The organism is Mycobacterium botniense, from assembly GCF_010723305.1.
Lineage (GTDB): Bacteria > Actinomycetota > Actinomycetes > Mycobacteriales > Mycobacteriaceae > Mycobacterium > Mycobacterium botniense.
The window spans coordinates 1,135,694-1,151,280 of record NZ_BLKW01000002.1 but is presented as its reverse complement, the minus strand read 5'-3'; the positions used below and the strand labels follow the sequence as shown (position 1 = coordinate 1,151,280).

Annotated in this window: 12 protein-coding genes and 1 tRNA gene; 8 read left to right on the top strand and 5 right to left on the bottom strand. The window is 59.8% G+C overall.

Translation table 11 applies throughout. From position 1 onward, the window contains the following. Nucleotides 1–28 precede the first annotated feature (28 nt). From G6N08_RS05450 to rpmH, 5 genes are all read right to left on the bottom strand, one after another. A complete protein-coding gene (locus tag G6N08_RS05450; RefSeq protein ID WP_163755055.1) occupies nucleotides 29–601 on the bottom strand; it encodes a Jag family protein in 573 nt (190 codons plus the stop codon). Nucleotides 602–746: 145 nt separating this feature from the next. After that, complete coding sequence (yidC, locus tag G6N08_RS05445) at nucleotides 747–1,877, bottom strand: membrane protein insertase YidC (protein WP_163755053.1); 1,131 nt, start codon at nucleotides 1,875–1,877, stop codon at nucleotides 747–749. Beyond that, a complete protein-coding gene (gene yidD, locus G6N08_RS05440) occupies nucleotides 1,861–2,208 on the bottom strand; it encodes a membrane protein insertion efficiency factor YidD (protein WP_163755051.1) in 348 nt (115 codons plus the stop codon). Before yidD ends, yidC begins: the two co-directional genes overlap by 17 nt. Continuing rightward, entirely contained in the window at nucleotides 2,205–2,558 is a 354-nt protein-coding gene (gene rnpA, locus G6N08_RS05435; RefSeq protein ID WP_163755049.1) for a ribonuclease P protein component, read from the bottom strand. Before rnpA ends, yidD begins: the two co-directional genes overlap by 4 nt. 22 nt (nucleotides 2,559–2,580) lie before the next feature. Further along, nucleotides 2,581–2,724 (bottom strand): 50S ribosomal protein L34, encoded by a 144-nt coding sequence (rpmH, locus tag G6N08_RS05430; RefSeq protein ID WP_163755048.1) that lies wholly within the window; start codon nucleotides 2,722–2,724, stop codon nucleotides 2,581–2,583. 598 nt (nucleotides 2,725–3,322) lie between these two features. Here rpmH and dnaA point away from each other — a divergent pair. From dnaA to G6N08_RS05390, 8 genes are all read left to right on the top strand, one after another. Continuing rightward, nucleotides 3,323–4,825 (top strand): chromosomal replication initiator protein DnaA, encoded by a 1,503-nt coding sequence (dnaA, locus tag G6N08_RS05425; protein ID WP_163755046.1) that lies wholly within the window; start codon nucleotides 3,323–3,325, stop codon nucleotides 4,823–4,825. 449 nt (nucleotides 4,826–5,274) lie between these two features. After that, nucleotides 5,275–6,474: a DNA polymerase III subunit beta gene (dnaN, locus tag G6N08_RS05420; RefSeq protein ID WP_163755045.1), complete on the top strand. Its 1,200-nt coding sequence runs from the start codon at nucleotides 5,275–5,277 to the stop codon at nucleotides 6,472–6,474. 145 nt (nucleotides 6,475–6,619) lie between these two features. Further along, nucleotides 6,620–7,768: a DNA replication/repair protein RecF gene (recF, locus tag G6N08_RS05415; RefSeq protein WP_163755043.1), complete on the top strand. Its 1,149-nt coding sequence runs from the start codon at nucleotides 6,620–6,622 to the stop codon at nucleotides 7,766–7,768. After that, on the top strand, nucleotides 7,765–8,322 hold the full coding sequence (locus tag G6N08_RS05410) for a DUF721 family protein (protein WP_163755041.1): 558 nt from the start codon (nucleotides 7,765–7,767) through the stop codon (nucleotides 8,320–8,322). Before recF ends, G6N08_RS05410 begins: the two co-directional genes overlap by 4 nt. 212 nt (nucleotides 8,323–8,534) lie before the next feature. Next, nucleotides 8,535–10,562: a DNA topoisomerase (ATP-hydrolyzing) subunit B gene (gyrB, locus tag G6N08_RS05405; protein ID WP_163756725.1), complete on the top strand. Its 2,028-nt coding sequence runs from the start codon at nucleotides 8,535–8,537 to the stop codon at nucleotides 10,560–10,562. 95 nt (nucleotides 10,563–10,657) lie between these two features. Further along, entirely contained in the window at nucleotides 10,658–14,428 is a 3,771-nt protein-coding gene (gyrA, locus tag G6N08_RS05400; RefSeq protein WP_163755039.1) for an intein-containing DNA gyrase subunit A, read from the top strand. Between the two features lie 50 nt (nucleotides 14,429–14,478). Then, the gene (locus G6N08_RS05395; RefSeq protein ID WP_163755038.1) at nucleotides 14,479–15,351 is read left to right on the top strand and encodes a DUF3566 domain-containing protein; all 873 of its coding nucleotides are present in this window, start codon (nucleotides 14,479–14,481) and stop codon (nucleotides 15,349–15,351) included. A gap of 90 nt (nucleotides 15,352–15,441) precedes the next feature. Then, nucleotides 15,442–15,515, top strand: a tRNA-Ile gene (locus tag G6N08_RS05390). Nucleotides 15,516–15,587 lie beyond the last annotated feature (72 nt).

The following is a 15,587-nucleotide window of genomic DNA, read 5'->3' as shown; positions in this document are numbered from 1 at the left end:
CTCACTGGCCTGGACCCCGGTTACCGCATCAGTCGCGCAGAATCACGACCCGCCGTGACGGTTCGACACCTTCGCTTTCGCTGCGCACCCCACGCATCGCCGCAACCGCGTCGTGGATGATCTTCCGCTCGAACGGTGTCATCGGCGCCAGTTCCTCCCGCTGACCCGTTTCCAGCACCCGTCGCGCCACCTTGCTTCCCAACGCTGACAACTCGTCTCGCCGTCGCCGCCGCCAGCTCGCAATGTCGAGCATCAACCGACTCCGCACGCCCGTTTTTTGCTGCACTGCCAAGCGTGTCAATTCCTGTAACGCGTCGAGCACTTCCCCCCTGCGCCCGACCAGCTTATTCAAATCCGCGCTGCCATCGATGCTCACCACCGCACGGTCACCCTCGACGTCCAGATCGATGTCGCCGTCAAAGTCCAACAAGTCCAGCAACTCCTCGAGATAGTCGCCGGCTATTTCCCCCTCGGCCACCAACCGCTCTTCTACGTCGTCTATCCCGGTGCTCGCCGAACTTGCCGGCCTCCCATGGTCCACCAGCTTTTCCTCACGACTGTCTGTGGGGTTGTCGCACTCGGTCGTCTCGGCGTCCCTCATGCCTATCTCTCCTCTATCGCGGCCTATCTTTCCCGTGCCCCCAGCTTCGTACCCCGCCTACCGTCTCTACCTCGCCGTTCCACGGCGGCGCCCCGCCCGGATCGCACCACCTGGTCCCATCGACCATCGCTGACGAAGTACCCCCTCAATGTCTCCGTCGTCTCGAGCGTCCGCCCGGGCGCGGCGAACGCTCGACCGAACCCCCGCCGCGTCCCGCCCCACCGTCCCTGCCCGACCGCATCTGCGACGGTTTTCCCGGTTGGTGTTGCCCGCTCAACTCCGTGGCCGCAGGATCTGCCTGCACCTCATCGCTGGTTATCTCTGCCCCACCATCACCACTGGTTGCCGCTGTTTTCGCTGACCTTTTTGGTTTCGCTCCCGGTGCCGGCGCGCTCGCGGCTCGTCGTTGGAGCGCCTCTTCCTTTTTCGCCTCTTCTTCCCTTTCGATCATCCTGAACACGTAATGCTGCTGACCGAAAGTCCAGATGTTATTCGAAAACCAGTACAAAATAATCGCCAGCGGCAGAAAAGGACCGCCGACAACCACGCCCAGCGGGAACACATACAGCGCCAGCCTGTTCATCAAAGCCGTCTGGGGATTCGCCGCTGCTTCGGGGCTCTGCCGCGCAATCGACGCACGGCTGTTGAAGTAGGTCGCAATACCCGCCAAGATCATCACGGGCGTACCGACCGCGATCACCGCGGGCCGGCTGAAATGCGTAAACGCGTCCAATCCGGTGCGCTGGGTCATGAACGCACCAATGGGCGCACCAAATAAGTTGGCATCCAAAAAATGCGCCACGTCGGTGGGACTGAACACGTAGTTCCCGGTTGCACGGTTATCGGCGACCGACAGGTGTGGTTGTCCGAACCCTCCCGTGGTGCGATTAAACGACCGCAACACGTGATAGAGCCCCAGGAACACCGGGATCTGCGCGAGCATCGGTAAACACCCCAGAACGGGATTGAAACCATGTTCGCGTTGAAGCTTTTGCATCTCCAGCGCCATCCGCTGACGATCTTTGCCATATTTTTTCTGTAATGCCCTAATTTGTGGCTGCAGTTCCTGCATTTGGCGCGTGGTACGGATTTGGCGTACAAATGGCCGGTAAAGTAACGCGCGCAACGTGAAAACCAGGAACATAACAGCGAGTGCCCACGCGAAAAAATTCGACGGCCCGAGCAAGAATCCAAATGCTTTATACCAAAGCCACATGATCGCCGACACCGGGTAGTAGACGATGTCGAGGCTGAACCAATCAAACAAAAGACTCACTCTCTCCTACGTTTGCCGTGCCACGGTGGCAGCGGATGCACTGCGCAACGTTTTCCCTTCTGCTATCGGGTTCAGGTACGGGATCCCATCCGCCACGATGCCACGGTCCGCATTTGCTGAGTCGAATGATAGCCAACCAACCGCCCCGTACTAACCCATAGGTGTTCAGGGCTTCAACCGCATATTGACTACAGGTCGGCATAAAGCGGCATGTGGGCAACCGTAATGGCGAGATCATGTGCCGGTACAGCTGAATCGTGGCAATCACACCGCGCACCGGCGCAGTTCGTGCATTCCGAAGCCGCGCCGCCCACCGTGATGCCGTGTTCATCGACCGGTCCTTGTTCGTTCGTGAATACGACGCAACCCCGCTTTCAGCTGCTCTTCCAGTCTCGTCGACGTCGCGCACCGGCTACTTGCTAACGCCCGGATTACCACTAGCTCACGCCGATCCATATCGGTCAGCAGACGGCGTGCCACATGCCGCAACCGCCGCGCCACACGGTGCCGCTCCACCGCTGAACCTACCGCTTTGGTGACCACCACGCCGACCCGTGGACCGGTCTCGTCAACTCCCCGGTGTGCATGAATCACGAGGTCCGGCTGTACCGCCCGGATCCCGAATCGCACGGTGTTGTCGAACTCCGTCGACCGCTTCATGCGGTTACGTGCCGGAAGCACCGCGACAATACCCGTACCCAGATCACACAGTCAGCAGTCGACGTCCCTTACGGCGTCTGTTGGACACGATCGCACGTCCGGCACGGGTGCGCATCCGCAGCCGAAAACCATGCACCCGGGCACGGCGCCGGTTGTTTGGCTGGAAAGTCCTCTTGCCCTTCGCCACGGCTCACTCCTCGCTCTACTTCATATCGCAGTCCAGCCGCTCACGCCGTAAAGCCCTATCGACCGGAAACGATGATCCGTAAAAGTCCTCGGTGAGCCTGCGCAGCCCACCATCTCGCGGGTACCCAGCGCGGTCCCCGTGTGGCTTACCCGGGTCGCAGCTGGATCGCCACCGTTCGGGCGACTGTTCGAGGGTACTGACCCACCTTCGCCTGGTCAAACTTGCCCTCCACACAAACAATCCGTCGATCAACTCTTTCACCCGGCCGGCCCATCCGATCTCCGCGCACCTGCCCCTCAGGTCACCCTCGCACTCACCCCAATGTTGCCGAACGGTTGGCCATGCGCACAGAAAACTGTTAGCTTCAGGCAATGCCGTTTCAGGGTGGAACGGCGCCCGGCAACGAAGCGACAATGGCGCGTCGGCTCTCACTGCAGAACAACCTCCGGCGGCTGCCTGGAGCGCCGATTGCGTCAACCATCACCGGAGCTGGCGGCGTGATGACAACTGTCCTGTCCACACCTGTGGATAAGTATGTGGACAGTTCCCCGTCGCTCGGGGTGCTTCCAGTTCGACACGGAATGAGGGGGATCCGTCGTTGACTGAGGATCCCAGCACAAACTTCGCACTGGTCTGGAACGCGGTTGTTTCAGAACTCAACGGTGAGTCCCATCCCGCTGATGCCGCTGATGACAACCAGCCGCGCACTCCCCCACTAACCCCACAGCAAAGAGCCTGGCTCAACCTTGTTCAGCCGCTCACCATTGTCGAAGGCTTTGCTCTTCTGTCGGTTCCGAGCAGTTTCGTGCAGAACGAGATCGAACGTCATCTGCGGGTTCAAATAACTGAAGCCCTCAGCCGACGTCTTGGGCACGAAATCCAACTCGGGGTCCGCATCGCACCACCTGCGAGCAACCAGATCGATGACAACGCCGGTACCGAACCTGACATCGTCGGCCCCGACATTGACGAAGTCGATGAAGACGGCGAAGCTCTTGCCAGTGCGCAGGCGAACTGGCCCAATTACTTTATCGAGCGCCCACTTACTGATGAATCATCAACCGGCAGCGGAACCAGTTTAAATCGCCGGTACACATTCGATACGTTCGTCATCGGTGCCTCCAATCGGTTCGCACACGCAGCAGCTTTGGCTATTGCCGAGGCCCCGGCACGGGCTTACAATCCCTTGTTTATTTGGGGTGAATCTGGATTAGGTAAAACCCATCTCCTGCACGCCGCGGGAAATTATACTCAGCGCCTTTTCCCAGGTATGAGAGTAAAATATGTCTCGACTGAAGAATTCACCAACGACTTCATTAACTCGCTTCGGGATGACCGTAAAGTAGCGTTCAAACGAAGCTACCGCGACGTCGACGTCCTTCTTGTCGACGATATCCAGTTCATCGAGGGAAAAGAAGGTATCCAAGAAGAGTTCTTCCACACTTTCAACACATTGCACAACGCCAACAAGCAGATCGTCATCTCGTCTGACCGGCCGCCCAAGCAACTGGCGACGCTCGAAGATCGTTTACGAACCCGGTTCGAATGGGGGTTGATCACCGACGTACAACCACCCGAGCTAGAGACACGTATCGCGATCCTCCGTAAAAAAGCACAAATGGAACGGCTAGCGGTACCCGACGACGTCCTCGAACTGATCGCCAGCAGCATTGAACGCAACATCCGTGAACTCGAGGGTGCGCTGATCCGGGTCACCGCGTTCGCTTCCCTGAACAAAACGGCGATCGACAAATCCTTGGCAGAGATTGTCCTCCGCGACCTGATCGCCGACGCCAGCACGATGCAAATCAGTGCCGCAACGATCATGGCTGCGACCGCGGAATACTTCGACACCACAGTTGAAGAATTGCGTGGCCCCGGTAAAACCCGAGCCCTCGCCCAATCGCGGCAGATCGCAATGTACCTCTGCCGTGAACTCACCGACCTCTCGCTGCCGAAAATCGGCCAAGCGTTCGGCCGCGATCACACAACCGTCATGTACGCCCAACGCAAAATACTCTCGGAGATGGCTGAGCGGCGCGAGGTGTTCGACCAAGTCAAGGAACTCACGACCCGGATCCGTCAACGGTCGAAACGCTGACCTTCCCCATCGGTGAACGCTGTGGATAGTCTGTGCACAACCTGCTCAGTTGATCCCCACCGCCAGCTCTCCCCATCCCCAGCTCGGGCATTATCCCCACGGTTGGCACCACCGCACACAGCTGTCCACGGCTCTATCCCCACCGCTGCTCCTCCCTCACCAGCACAAAACGAGCTTGTCCCCAACCTTCACAAGCCTTACTACTACTGCTGGATCATCTTCCTCATCTGTTCTCATCACAGCTGTCGGGGAAAACCGTCCCGAACGGCCTGCTCGGTCACTGGTGCATGGCGGCCGCCGTCGACTAGCCTTTTCACTTTGCGCCAGACGCTCTACCGTGATTGTTCGACTGCCGTCACGGCTGTCCTGGCGGATGCAGGGCCACAAGTGTTCGGCACCCAGCGGCCCCGAGATCCCACCGTGTTGTTCTGAAGTAATGAAGGGACGCTATGAACGTGGCCACAACCACTGTGGGCTCCACTGATTTGAAGTTTCGTCTCGTCCGAGACACCTTCGCCGAGGCAGTCGCATGGGTGGCAAAGAACTTGCCTTCTCGGCCGACGGTGCCAGTTCTCGCCGGCATCTTGTTAACCGGTTCCGATGACGGACTGACGATCTCCGGCTTTGACTACGAGGTCTCCGCCGAAGCTCACGTTCCCGCTGAAATTGCTTCTCCCGGAACTGTTTTGGTTTCCGGGCGGCTTTTGTCGGATATTACCCGGGCTCTGCCCGAGAAGCCTGTCGAGTTTTCCGCCGACGGCACCCGTGTATTGTTGACATGCGGGAACGCCAGGTTTTCGTTGCCGACGATGGCAGTTGAGGATTACCCGACACTGCCGGCGTTGCCCGACAAGACCGGAACACTGCCGGCGGACGTGTTCGTCGAAGCAATCAACCAGGTGGCCGTCGCGGCCGGCCGCGACGACACATTGGCTATGCTGACCGGGATTCGTGTCGAGATCTTCGGTGCGAAACTTGTTTTAGCTGCTACTGATCGGTTTCGGCTCGCGGTTCGGGAGTTAACGTGGTCACCGGTGGTACCGGACGTGGAGGCAGCGGTTTTGGTACCGGCGAAAACCTTGGTGGACGTTGCCAAGGGTGGGGGCGACGGTGGTGAGATACATCTCGCGTTGGGGACGGGACCTGGTATCGGGAAAGACGGGCTTCTGGGTATCGCTGGTGACGGTAAACGGAGTACTACCCGGTTGCTCGATGTGGAGTTCCCCAAGTTCCGACAGCTCCTACCGGTAGAACATACGGCTGTGGCGACGATGAGCGTCTCGGAACTCACCGAGGCGATTAAACGTGTGGCCCTGGTAGCCGACCGGGGCGCACAGGTGCGGATGGAATTTCGCGATGACGTATTGCAGCTCGCTGCCGGCGCTGATGACGTCGGGCGGGCCGAGGAGGATCTATCGGTGTCGTTCGCCGGTGACCCGTTGACGATTGCGTTTAATCCGACATACCTTATCGACGGATTAGCGGCACTGCATTCCGAGCGGGTGTCACTATGTTTCACAACCGCCAATAAGCCAGCGGTATTACGGCCGGCTTTGGAGGAAGACACCCAGATCCAGGGTCCAGGGCCTTACTCCGCCGTACCCACCGACTATACGTATTTATTAATGCCAGTGCGCTTACCAGGTTGAGAAGGTGAAACCGTGATCGGAGCGGCACGATGAACCTTTTCGGCATTGTGTTAACTTTGTGGATCGAATGACGGTGAACAGAAGATTGGTGCTCGTTATCCGGGTCGTGAAGTGGCATCAGTTAGCAACCAGGTCACGTGAATAGGTGTACATCCGGCAGCTGGTACTCCGTGATTTTCGGTCGTGGGCACACGTCGATCTGCAACTACAGCCCGGTCAGACCGTGTTCGAAGGTCCTAATGGTTATGGTAAGACGAATTTGATCGAAGCATTATGGTATTTATCGACACTGAGTTCACACCGCGTGACAACGGATTTGCCATTAATTCGCAAAGGCCTGATGCGAGCGGTGATCTCAGCGATTGTGGTACATGAGGGGAGGGAATGCATAGTCGACGTTGAAATCAATCCCGGTCGGGCGAATAAAGCGCGATTGAATCGTTCACCGGTGCGCACTATTCGTGATGTCGTCGGTGTTGTTCGGGCGGTGTTGTTTGCTCCTGAAGATTTAGCCTTGGTACGCGGCCAGCCGGCAGACCGTCGCCGTTACCTGGACGACTTGGCAACCGTCCGGCGCCCGGCTTTTGCTGCTGTACGCGCTGATTACGACAGAGTTTTGCGCCAGCGCACAGCTCTGTTGAAGACGTTATCAGCGCCGCGGCACCGCCCGGATCGGGCGGCGCTGGACACTCTTACGGTGTGGGATAGCCGGTTGGCGACCTACGGCGCAGAGTTGATTAGCGCACGAATCGATTTGGTGAACAAACTGGCGCCCGAGGTGGTAAAAGCCTATGCCGTCCTGGCGCCCGGCTCGCATCCGATGTCGATACGTTATCGGCCCAGTGTGAAAATTTCCCCCGATGAGGCGACGGACATGGACGACATACAACACAGCTTCTTGGCTGCTGTGGCCGAACATCGTGGCGCAGAACTTGAACGTGGAGTCTGTCTGGTAGGGCCCCACCGCGATGATTTGGAGTTACAGTTAGGTGATGAGCCGGCGAAAAGCTTTGCCAGCCATGGTGAGACATGGTCGATGGCGTTGGCGTTGCGGTTGGCCGCTTACCAGTTATTGCGAAGCGAAGGCGCTGAGCCGGTGTTGCTGCTTGACGATGTCTTCGCCGAACTAGACACAGCGCGGCGACATGCGCTGTCTGCTGTCACCGCATCGGCAGAACAAGTCTTGATGACCGCTGCCCTGGCGGAGCATGTTCCGGTTACCGAAAATGCCCGGCGGGTCATGATCGGGTTACGCCATGATGACACTGGTCACGTGTCGGTGATACGCCGATGACTGAACGCAAAAGACCGAAAATTCCTTCGGAGCTACCTCGGTCAGCGGATATGGACTTGGTGAAACGTGCACTCAATCAGGTGCGCACAGCAGCGAGCACGCGCGGCAAAGGTATTGGTGGTAGTGAAGTCGTTTCGGCTGGGCGCCGAGTCGCGGGCAGGGGGCGTCAGCGTGGCTGGTCGGGGCCGGGACCCGATTCTCGCGATCCACAACGGCTCGGTGCCGCTGTACGCGAGCTCACGAGAAAACGCGGTTGGTCGACACGCGTCACAGAAGGCATTGTGGTGGGACAATGGGCCGTGATCGTGGGCGAGCACATCGCCGAACACGCCAATCCGACCGCATTGCGCGACGGAGTGCTCAACATCACGGCTGACTCAACAGCCTGGGCGACGCAGCTGCGAATGATGCACCGTCAATTGCTGGCAAAGATCAGTGCCGTTGCCGGGACCGGCGTGGTGAAGGCCTTGAAGATCACGGGCCCAACAGCACCGTCGTGGCGAAAGGGACCTTTGCACATCGCTGGCCGAGGACCCCGTGACACGTATGGTTAACAGCCGGGCCTGAGAGGCACCGAAAATCCGTTCATGCCCGCGGCAAGCGGTAGGACCCACCTCAGTTGCCGATAACGATCTCACGACGCGCCCAGCCAGCCGGAAACACCCCCAGAAAACGGGTGCTGTCCGCCGATGCCGGTAGACTGGACGGAGCGATTGCTGCGGTGATTGGACCGCTCGCATACAACCCCGAGGAGAGCATTCCGACCGTGGCTGCCCCGAACAAGAAGGCACAAGACGAATACGGCGCCGAATCCATCACGATTCTCGAAGGCCTCGAAGCTGTCCGCAAACGCCCGGGCATGTACATCGGGTCCACCGGCGAACGTGGTCTTCATCATCTGATTTGGGAAGTCGTCGACAACGCCGTCGATGAGGCCATGGCCGGATACGCGACCAGGGTTGAGGTTCGGTTGCTGGCAGATGGCGGGGTTGAAGTCAAAGACGATGGCCGCGGCATTCCGGTTGCCATGCACGCCTCAGGGATCCCCACGGTCGATGTGGTGATGACCCAGTTGCACGCCGGTGGAAAATTCGATTCTGAAGCCTACGCAATATCTGGCGGGCTACATGGTGTGGGCGTCTCGGTGGTCAATGCGCTGTCCACCCGGATGGAAGTCGAGATCTGCCGAGACGGCTATGAATGGTCGCAATTCTACGACCGTTCGGTTCCCGGGACGCTCAAACAAGGAGCGAAGACCAAAAAAACTGGCACAACTGTCCGATTTTGGCCCGACCCCACCATTTTCGAGACGACGGAATACAACTTCGAGACAGTCGCGCGCCGGCTCCAAGAGATGGCATTTCTTAACAAGGGGCTCACGATTACCCTGACCGACGAGCGGGTTACGCAACACGACGTGGTCGACGAAGTCGTCAGCGACGTTGCGGAAGCGCCCAAATCGGCAGAAGAACAGGCGGCTGAATCGATTGCCCCGCAAAAGGTTAAGCATCGTACGTTTCATTATCCGGGGGGGCTGGTCGACTTCGTCAAGCACATCAACCGAACCAAGAACCCGATCCACAACAGTATCGTGGCGTTCTCTGGTAAAGGACCCGGCTGCGAAGTCGAAGTGGCGATGCAGTGGAACGCTGGTTACTCAGAATCAGTGCATACCTTCGCCAATACCATCAATACCCACGAGGGCGGCACTCACGAAGAGGGCTTTCGCGCCGCTCTCACATCAGTGGTCAATAAATATGCCAAAGACCGTAAGCTGTTGAAAGACAAAGACCCAAACCTGACCGGTGACGACATCCGAGAGGGGCTCGCCGCGGTCATCTCGGTCAAGGTTGCTGAGCCTCAGTTCGAAGGGCAGACAAAAACCAAGCTGGGTAATACCGAGGTCAAGTCGTTCGTGCAGAAGGTCTGCAACGAGCAACTCACTCACTGGTTCGAGTCCAACCCGACCGATGCCAAGACGGTAGTCAACAAGGCCGTGTCATCAGCGCAGGCCCGGATCGCAGCCCGGAAAGCCCGGGAATTGGTGCGCCGCAAAACGGCTACCGACATCGGAGGCTTACCCGGGAAACTTGCCGACTGTCGCTCCACCGACCCGCGTATCTCGGAACTGTATGTCGTAGAAGGCGACTCGGCAGGAGGGTCAGCCAAAAGCGGCCGCGACTCGATGTTTCAGGCGATCCTTCCGTTGCGCGGGAAGATCATCAACGTGGAAAAGGCGCGCATCGACCGGGTGCTGAAAAATACTGAAGTCCAGGCGATCATCACTGCATTGGGCACCGGAATCCACGACGAGTTCGACATCACCAAGCTCCGCTATCATAAGATCATCCTGATGGCCGACGCTGATGTCGATGGTCAACACATCTCGACCCTACTGTTAACTTTGCTGTTCCGCTTCATGCGTCCGCTGATCGAAAACGGGCACGTTTTTCTTGCACAACCGCCGCTGTACAAGCTCAAGTGGCAGCGCGCGGACCCCGAGTTCGCTTACTCCGACCGGGAACGCGACGGCCTGCTGGAAGCAGGGTTGAAGGCCGGCAAGAAGATCAACAAAGACGACGGCATCCAGCGTTACAAGGGTCTCGGTGAGATGGACGCCAAGGAACTGTGGGAAACGACGATGGACCCGGCCGCCAGGATCCTGCGCCAGGTAACGCTCGACGACGCCGCCGCGGCGGATGAACTGTTCTCCATCTTGATGGGTGAGGACGTTGATGCCCGGCGGAGTTTCATTACTCGAAACGCAAAAGATGTGCGCTTCCTTGATGTTTAACCACGGCGGCCTGATACCGGCTACCAGGTGCACGCGGAGCGCGAGCTGAACAGCCGGGTGAGTGGATTTCGTCCTGATGTACCAGCGAGGAAGATATGACCGATACCACGCTGCCGCCGGGGGATGATTCGGTCGACCGGATAGAACCGGTCGATATCCAGCAGGAGATGCAGCGCAGTTACATCGACTATGCGATGAGCGTCATCGTCGGGAGAGCGCTGCCGGAAGTCCGGGATGGGCTCAAACCCGTGCATCGCCGCGTGCTGTATGCGATGTATGACTCCGGCTTCCGTCCAGATCGGAGCCATGCCAAGTCCGCCCGCTCGGTCGCTGAGACGATGGGCAACTACCATCCCCACGGGGACGCGTCGATTTACGACACGCTGGTGCGGATGGCTCAGCCCTGGTCGATGCGGTATCCCTTGGTCGACGGTCAGGGCAACTTCGGTTCGCCGGGTAATGACCCACCGGCGGCGATGAGGTACTGTGTCACCGCCGATGCACTCGTCCGCCTACCCCTGGGCCGATCGGTGCGGATCGGCGACCTCGTTCGGGACGCCCGACCCAACTCGGACAATGTCATTGACCTGAAAGTTATTGGCCGCCAAGGTGATCCAGTAGTCGCGGATCGATTGTTCCATTCGGGTCGACATCAGACTTTTACCGTGCGCACTGCTGAAGGATACGAAGTCACATGCACGGCTAATCACCCTCTGCTCTGTTTGGTCGACGTAGCCGGTGTACCGACATTGCTGTGGAAGCTCGTCGCAGAGATCCGCCCCGACGATCGCGTCGTGCTGCAACGTACGCCACCGGCGGGATTTGGTGCAGCTGATCGGAACGCTGCGATGGAAGCATTGCTTTTCGGGGCTTTTGTCTGTGAGAAAGTTTCACCTCCACGCGCGCTGTTCCGGAGCGTCGACCGTCGCTACTTTGCCGATGTTGTGGCGGCGTATGACGCCATTGTCGGCGGCCCGCGCCGTATCTATCACCGACCCAACGGTTCCGGACCATGTCTGTACGAGCTTGAGGTCCAGGACCTCGACGCTATGAAAGGCACTCGTTGCCTTAGCACATTGGTCGGCCGACCAGCGACCGCCACGTCCGTTCCGGAGTGGCTCTGGCAATCGCCGGCGGGAACCAAGCACGTTTTTCTGCAAGCCCTGTTCGAGAGCGGTGGATCGTGTTTTCTTCTGCCAGATAACACAATTGAGGTGCGTTATGCGACGGCGAGCAAGGCCCTCGCGGCGGACGTTCAACAAATGTTGCTCGAGTTCGGGATCGTTTCCGCGCGCCGCCGCGACGATGGCGGTGACCACCAGGTCGTGATCGACAGCCGCGCACAGGTCGAGCTATTCGCTGATCACATCGGATTCGCCGCCGGCAAGCAAAAGACACTCACCGGTCTCTTGGAAGCCGTCCCACCGCCGGCAGCGTGCGACCGCGACCAGGTGCCAGGGCTGGGTCGTTTCATTCGGCGATATGGTGCGAACCGTCCGAACGACCGGGATTGGCTGCGTTCCCGCAATATTGACAGCATCGGTCAATGGCGGATCAACGGCCAGGAGATCCTTGCGCGAATTGCGGATCACGATGTCAGAGCGATCGCCGAGGAGCTCACGGACGGGCGTTACTACTACGCGAAAGTCATCAGCGTCACCGACGCCGGGACCCAGCCGGTGTACAGCCTGCGCATCGGCACCCAAGATCACGCCTTCATCACCAACGGCTTCGTCAGCCATAACACCGAGGCCCGGCTGACGCCCTTGGCAATGGAAATGCTGCGTGAAATCGACGAAGAAACAGTCGATTTCATACCGAACTACGACGGACGGGTGCAGGAACCGACTGTGCTCCCGAGCCGGTTCCCCAACTTGCTCGCCAACGGTTCGGGCGGGATCGCAGTCGGGATGGCGACGAACATCCCGCCGCACAACCTGCGCGAACTCGCCGAGGCGGTGTTTTGGTGTCTGGAAAATTTCGATGCTGACGAAGAGGGAACCCTGGCCGCGGTTATGCAGCGCGTCAAAGGTCCCGACTTTCCCACCGCAGGGTTAATCGTGGGGACCGAAGGTATCGCTGAGGCCTACAAGACCGGCCGCGGATCGATCCGGATGCGCGGTGTGGTCGAAATCGAGGAAGACTCGCGCGGCCGAACCTCTTTGGTGATCACCGAGCTGCCATATCAGGTCAACCACGATAATTTTATCGCCTCGATCGCCGAACAGGTCCGCGACGGCAAGCTCAGCGGTATCGCCAACATCGAAGATCAAAGCAGTGATCGGGTGGGCCTGCGCATCGTTGTTGAACTCAAACGCGATGCGGTCCCCAAGGTGGTGCTGAATAACCTCTATAAGCATACCCAGCTGCAAACTAGCTTCGGCGCCAACATGTTAGCGATCGTCGACGGAGTGCCGCGGACACTGCGGCTGGACCAGCTGATCCGCCATTACGTGGAGCACCAGCTCGACGTCATCGTGCGCCGCAGCACCTTTCGGCTGCGCAAAGCCAATGAACGTGCCCACATTCTGCGCGGTCTGGTCAAAGCACTCGACGCACTCGACGAGGTGATCGCGTTGATCCGGGCCTCGGAAACTGTCGATGTCGCCCGGGCCGGGCTGATCGAGCTGCTCGATATCGATGAGATCCAGGCCCAGGCCATCCTGGACATGCAGCTGCGTCGGTTAGCAGCGTTGGAACAGCAACGCATCATCGACGACCTGGCCAAAATCGAAGCCGAGATCGCCGACCTCGAGGACATCCTGGCGAAACCCGAGCGTCAACGCCACATCGTTCGTGACGAACTGAAAGAGATCGTCGACAAACATGGCGACGATCGGCGCACCCGTATTGTGGCCGCCGACGGCGAGGTCACCGATGAGGACCTCATTGCCCGCGAGGACGTCGTCGTCACGATCACCGAGACCGGGTACGCCAAGCGCACCAAGACCGGTCTGTATCGCAGCCAGAAACGCGGCGGCAAAGGGGTCCAGGGCGCCGGCCTCAAGCAGGACGATATCGTCGCGCACTTTTTCGTGTGCTCGACACATGACTGGATCCTGTTTTTCACCAGCCAGGGCCGGGTGTACCGGGCGAAGGCCTACGAGTTGCCGGAGGCCTCCCGAACAGCACGTGGCCAGCATGTGGCCAACCTGTTGGCGTTCCAGCCCGGGGAACGCATCGCTCAGGTCATCCAGATCCACAGCTACACCGACGCCCCGTACCTGGTGCTGGCCACCCGGAAAGGGCTGGTCAAAAAGTCGCGGCTCACCGAGTTCGACTCCAACCGCTCGGGCGGGATTGTGGCAATCAACTTGCGCGACGACGACGAACTCGTCGGGGCGGTGCTGTGCTCAGCCGATGACGACCTGTTGCTCGTTTCGGCCAACGGCCAGGCAATCCGGTTCTCCGCGACAGACGAAGCACTACGCCCAATGGGTCGCGCGACATCCGGTGTGCAGGGCATGCGCTTCAACGCCGATGATCGGCTGCTATCGCTGAACGTCGTGCGCGAAGGCACATATCTGCTGGTCGCCACGGCAGGGGGTTTTGCCAAACGCACGGCAATCGAGGAATATCCGGTGCAGGGCCGCGGCGGCAAGGGAGTCCTGACCGTCCAATACGACCGCCGACGTGGCAGGCTGGTCGGAGCGCTAGTTGTCGATGATGACAGCGAACTGTACGCGATCACCTCGGGGGGTGGCGTCATCCGGACAGCGGCGCGCGAGATTCGCAAAGCAGGCAGACAGACCAAGGGCGTGCGGTTGATGAACTTGGACGAGGGCGACACACTGTTAGCCATTGCACGCAACGCCGAGGAGACCGACAGTGCGGAGGAGCCGGGCGCCGAGCCGGACACGACGTAACGCAACCCCAACCGCGCGGGCGGGCCAGGTATCGAGGTAAAGGAGCCGGGGTGACTTCACCGAACGAGGCCGGATACCCCAACCTGGGCGACAGTCCGAACGGAAACGGGTCAATCGACCGCGGGGATGCCCGTCGGTCAGGGTCCGGTGCCGGCCGAAGCCCCGAGAGCGGAAGCCTTCCACCGTGGCAGCGCGGTGGTCCCCGTAAGCCCAAAGCGACGCATCGGCCCTCGTCGGAACCTCCGGCACACGACGAAGGACGCGCGCCTGGCCAGCTTTCCGGGGCGGACGCTCGGTTAGCACGCTTTATCTCGGGCACAGCCACGCCGGGCGCCGCTGGCACCGGTGGGCAGGCCAAACCCCCGCCGCCAGACGCTGAATCTGTCCACCACGAAGGCACGCGCGCTGAGGCCTACACCAGTGAACTGCCCGATCTATCCGGTCCGGTTCCGCGCTCCGCGCAGCGCAGGACACCCGACTACGGCCCGGACAGCCCGGCCGCGCTGCGGTCGAGTCCGCCCGCGTCGCCGGAACCACGCATCCAGGTTTCCCGTCGGCCCCGCGGTCCGGTACGAGCCAGTATGCAGATTCGCCGCATTGACCCGTGGAGCACCTTGAAAGTATCCCTGGTGCTTTCCATAGCGTTATTTTTCGTCTGGATGATCGCGGTGGCGTTCCTTTATCTCGTGCTCGGCGGAATGGGGGTGTGGAGCAAACTCAACAGCAACGTCGGCGATTTGCTGAACAACACCAGTGGCAGTGCCGACCTCGTCTCCAGCGGCACCATCTTCGGCGGCGCTTTCTTGATCGGCCTGGTCAACATCGTGTTGCTGACCGCGATGGCCACGATCGGCGCCCTGGTGTACAACCTCACCACCGATTTGATCGGCGGTATCGAAGTGATGCTCGCAGATCGCGATTAGCGCCCTGGCATTTCGGGCCGCGGTGCCCGGAACGTTTTGGGGAGCCGACGACGATTGGGGTAATCTCGGCGATCGGCCGGACCCGAGTACGGGCCTATAGCTCAGGCGGTTAGAGCGCTTCGCTGATAACGAAGAGGTCGGAGGTTCAAGTCCTCCTAGGCCCACGACCATGTGCTTGCCGACGTGGGTGACTCGCACAGGCCGCGCTGGCGGCGACCGCGTTGTGAGCGACCAAC

Excerpts from the sequence above, each read along its gene's own strand:
- G6N08_RS05450 (WP_163755055.1), bottom strand. The coding sequence starts at position 601 with ATGAGGGACGCCGAGACGACCGAGTGCGACAACCCCACAGACAGTCGT.
- yidD (WP_163755051.1), bottom strand. The coding sequence starts at position 2,208 with ATGAACACGGCATCACGGTGGGCGGCGCGGCTTCGGAATGCACGAACT.
- G6N08_RS05410 (WP_163755041.1), top strand. The coding sequence starts at position 7,765 with ATGACTGAACGCAAAAGACCGAAAATTCCTTCGGAGCTACCTCGGTCA.
- dnaN (WP_163755045.1), top strand. The coding sequence starts at position 5,275 with ATGAACGTGGCCACAACCACTGTGGGCTCCACTGATTTGAAGTTTCGT.
- gyrA (WP_163755039.1), top strand. The coding sequence starts at position 10,658 with ATGACCGATACCACGCTGCCGCCGGGGGATGATTCGGTCGACCGGATA.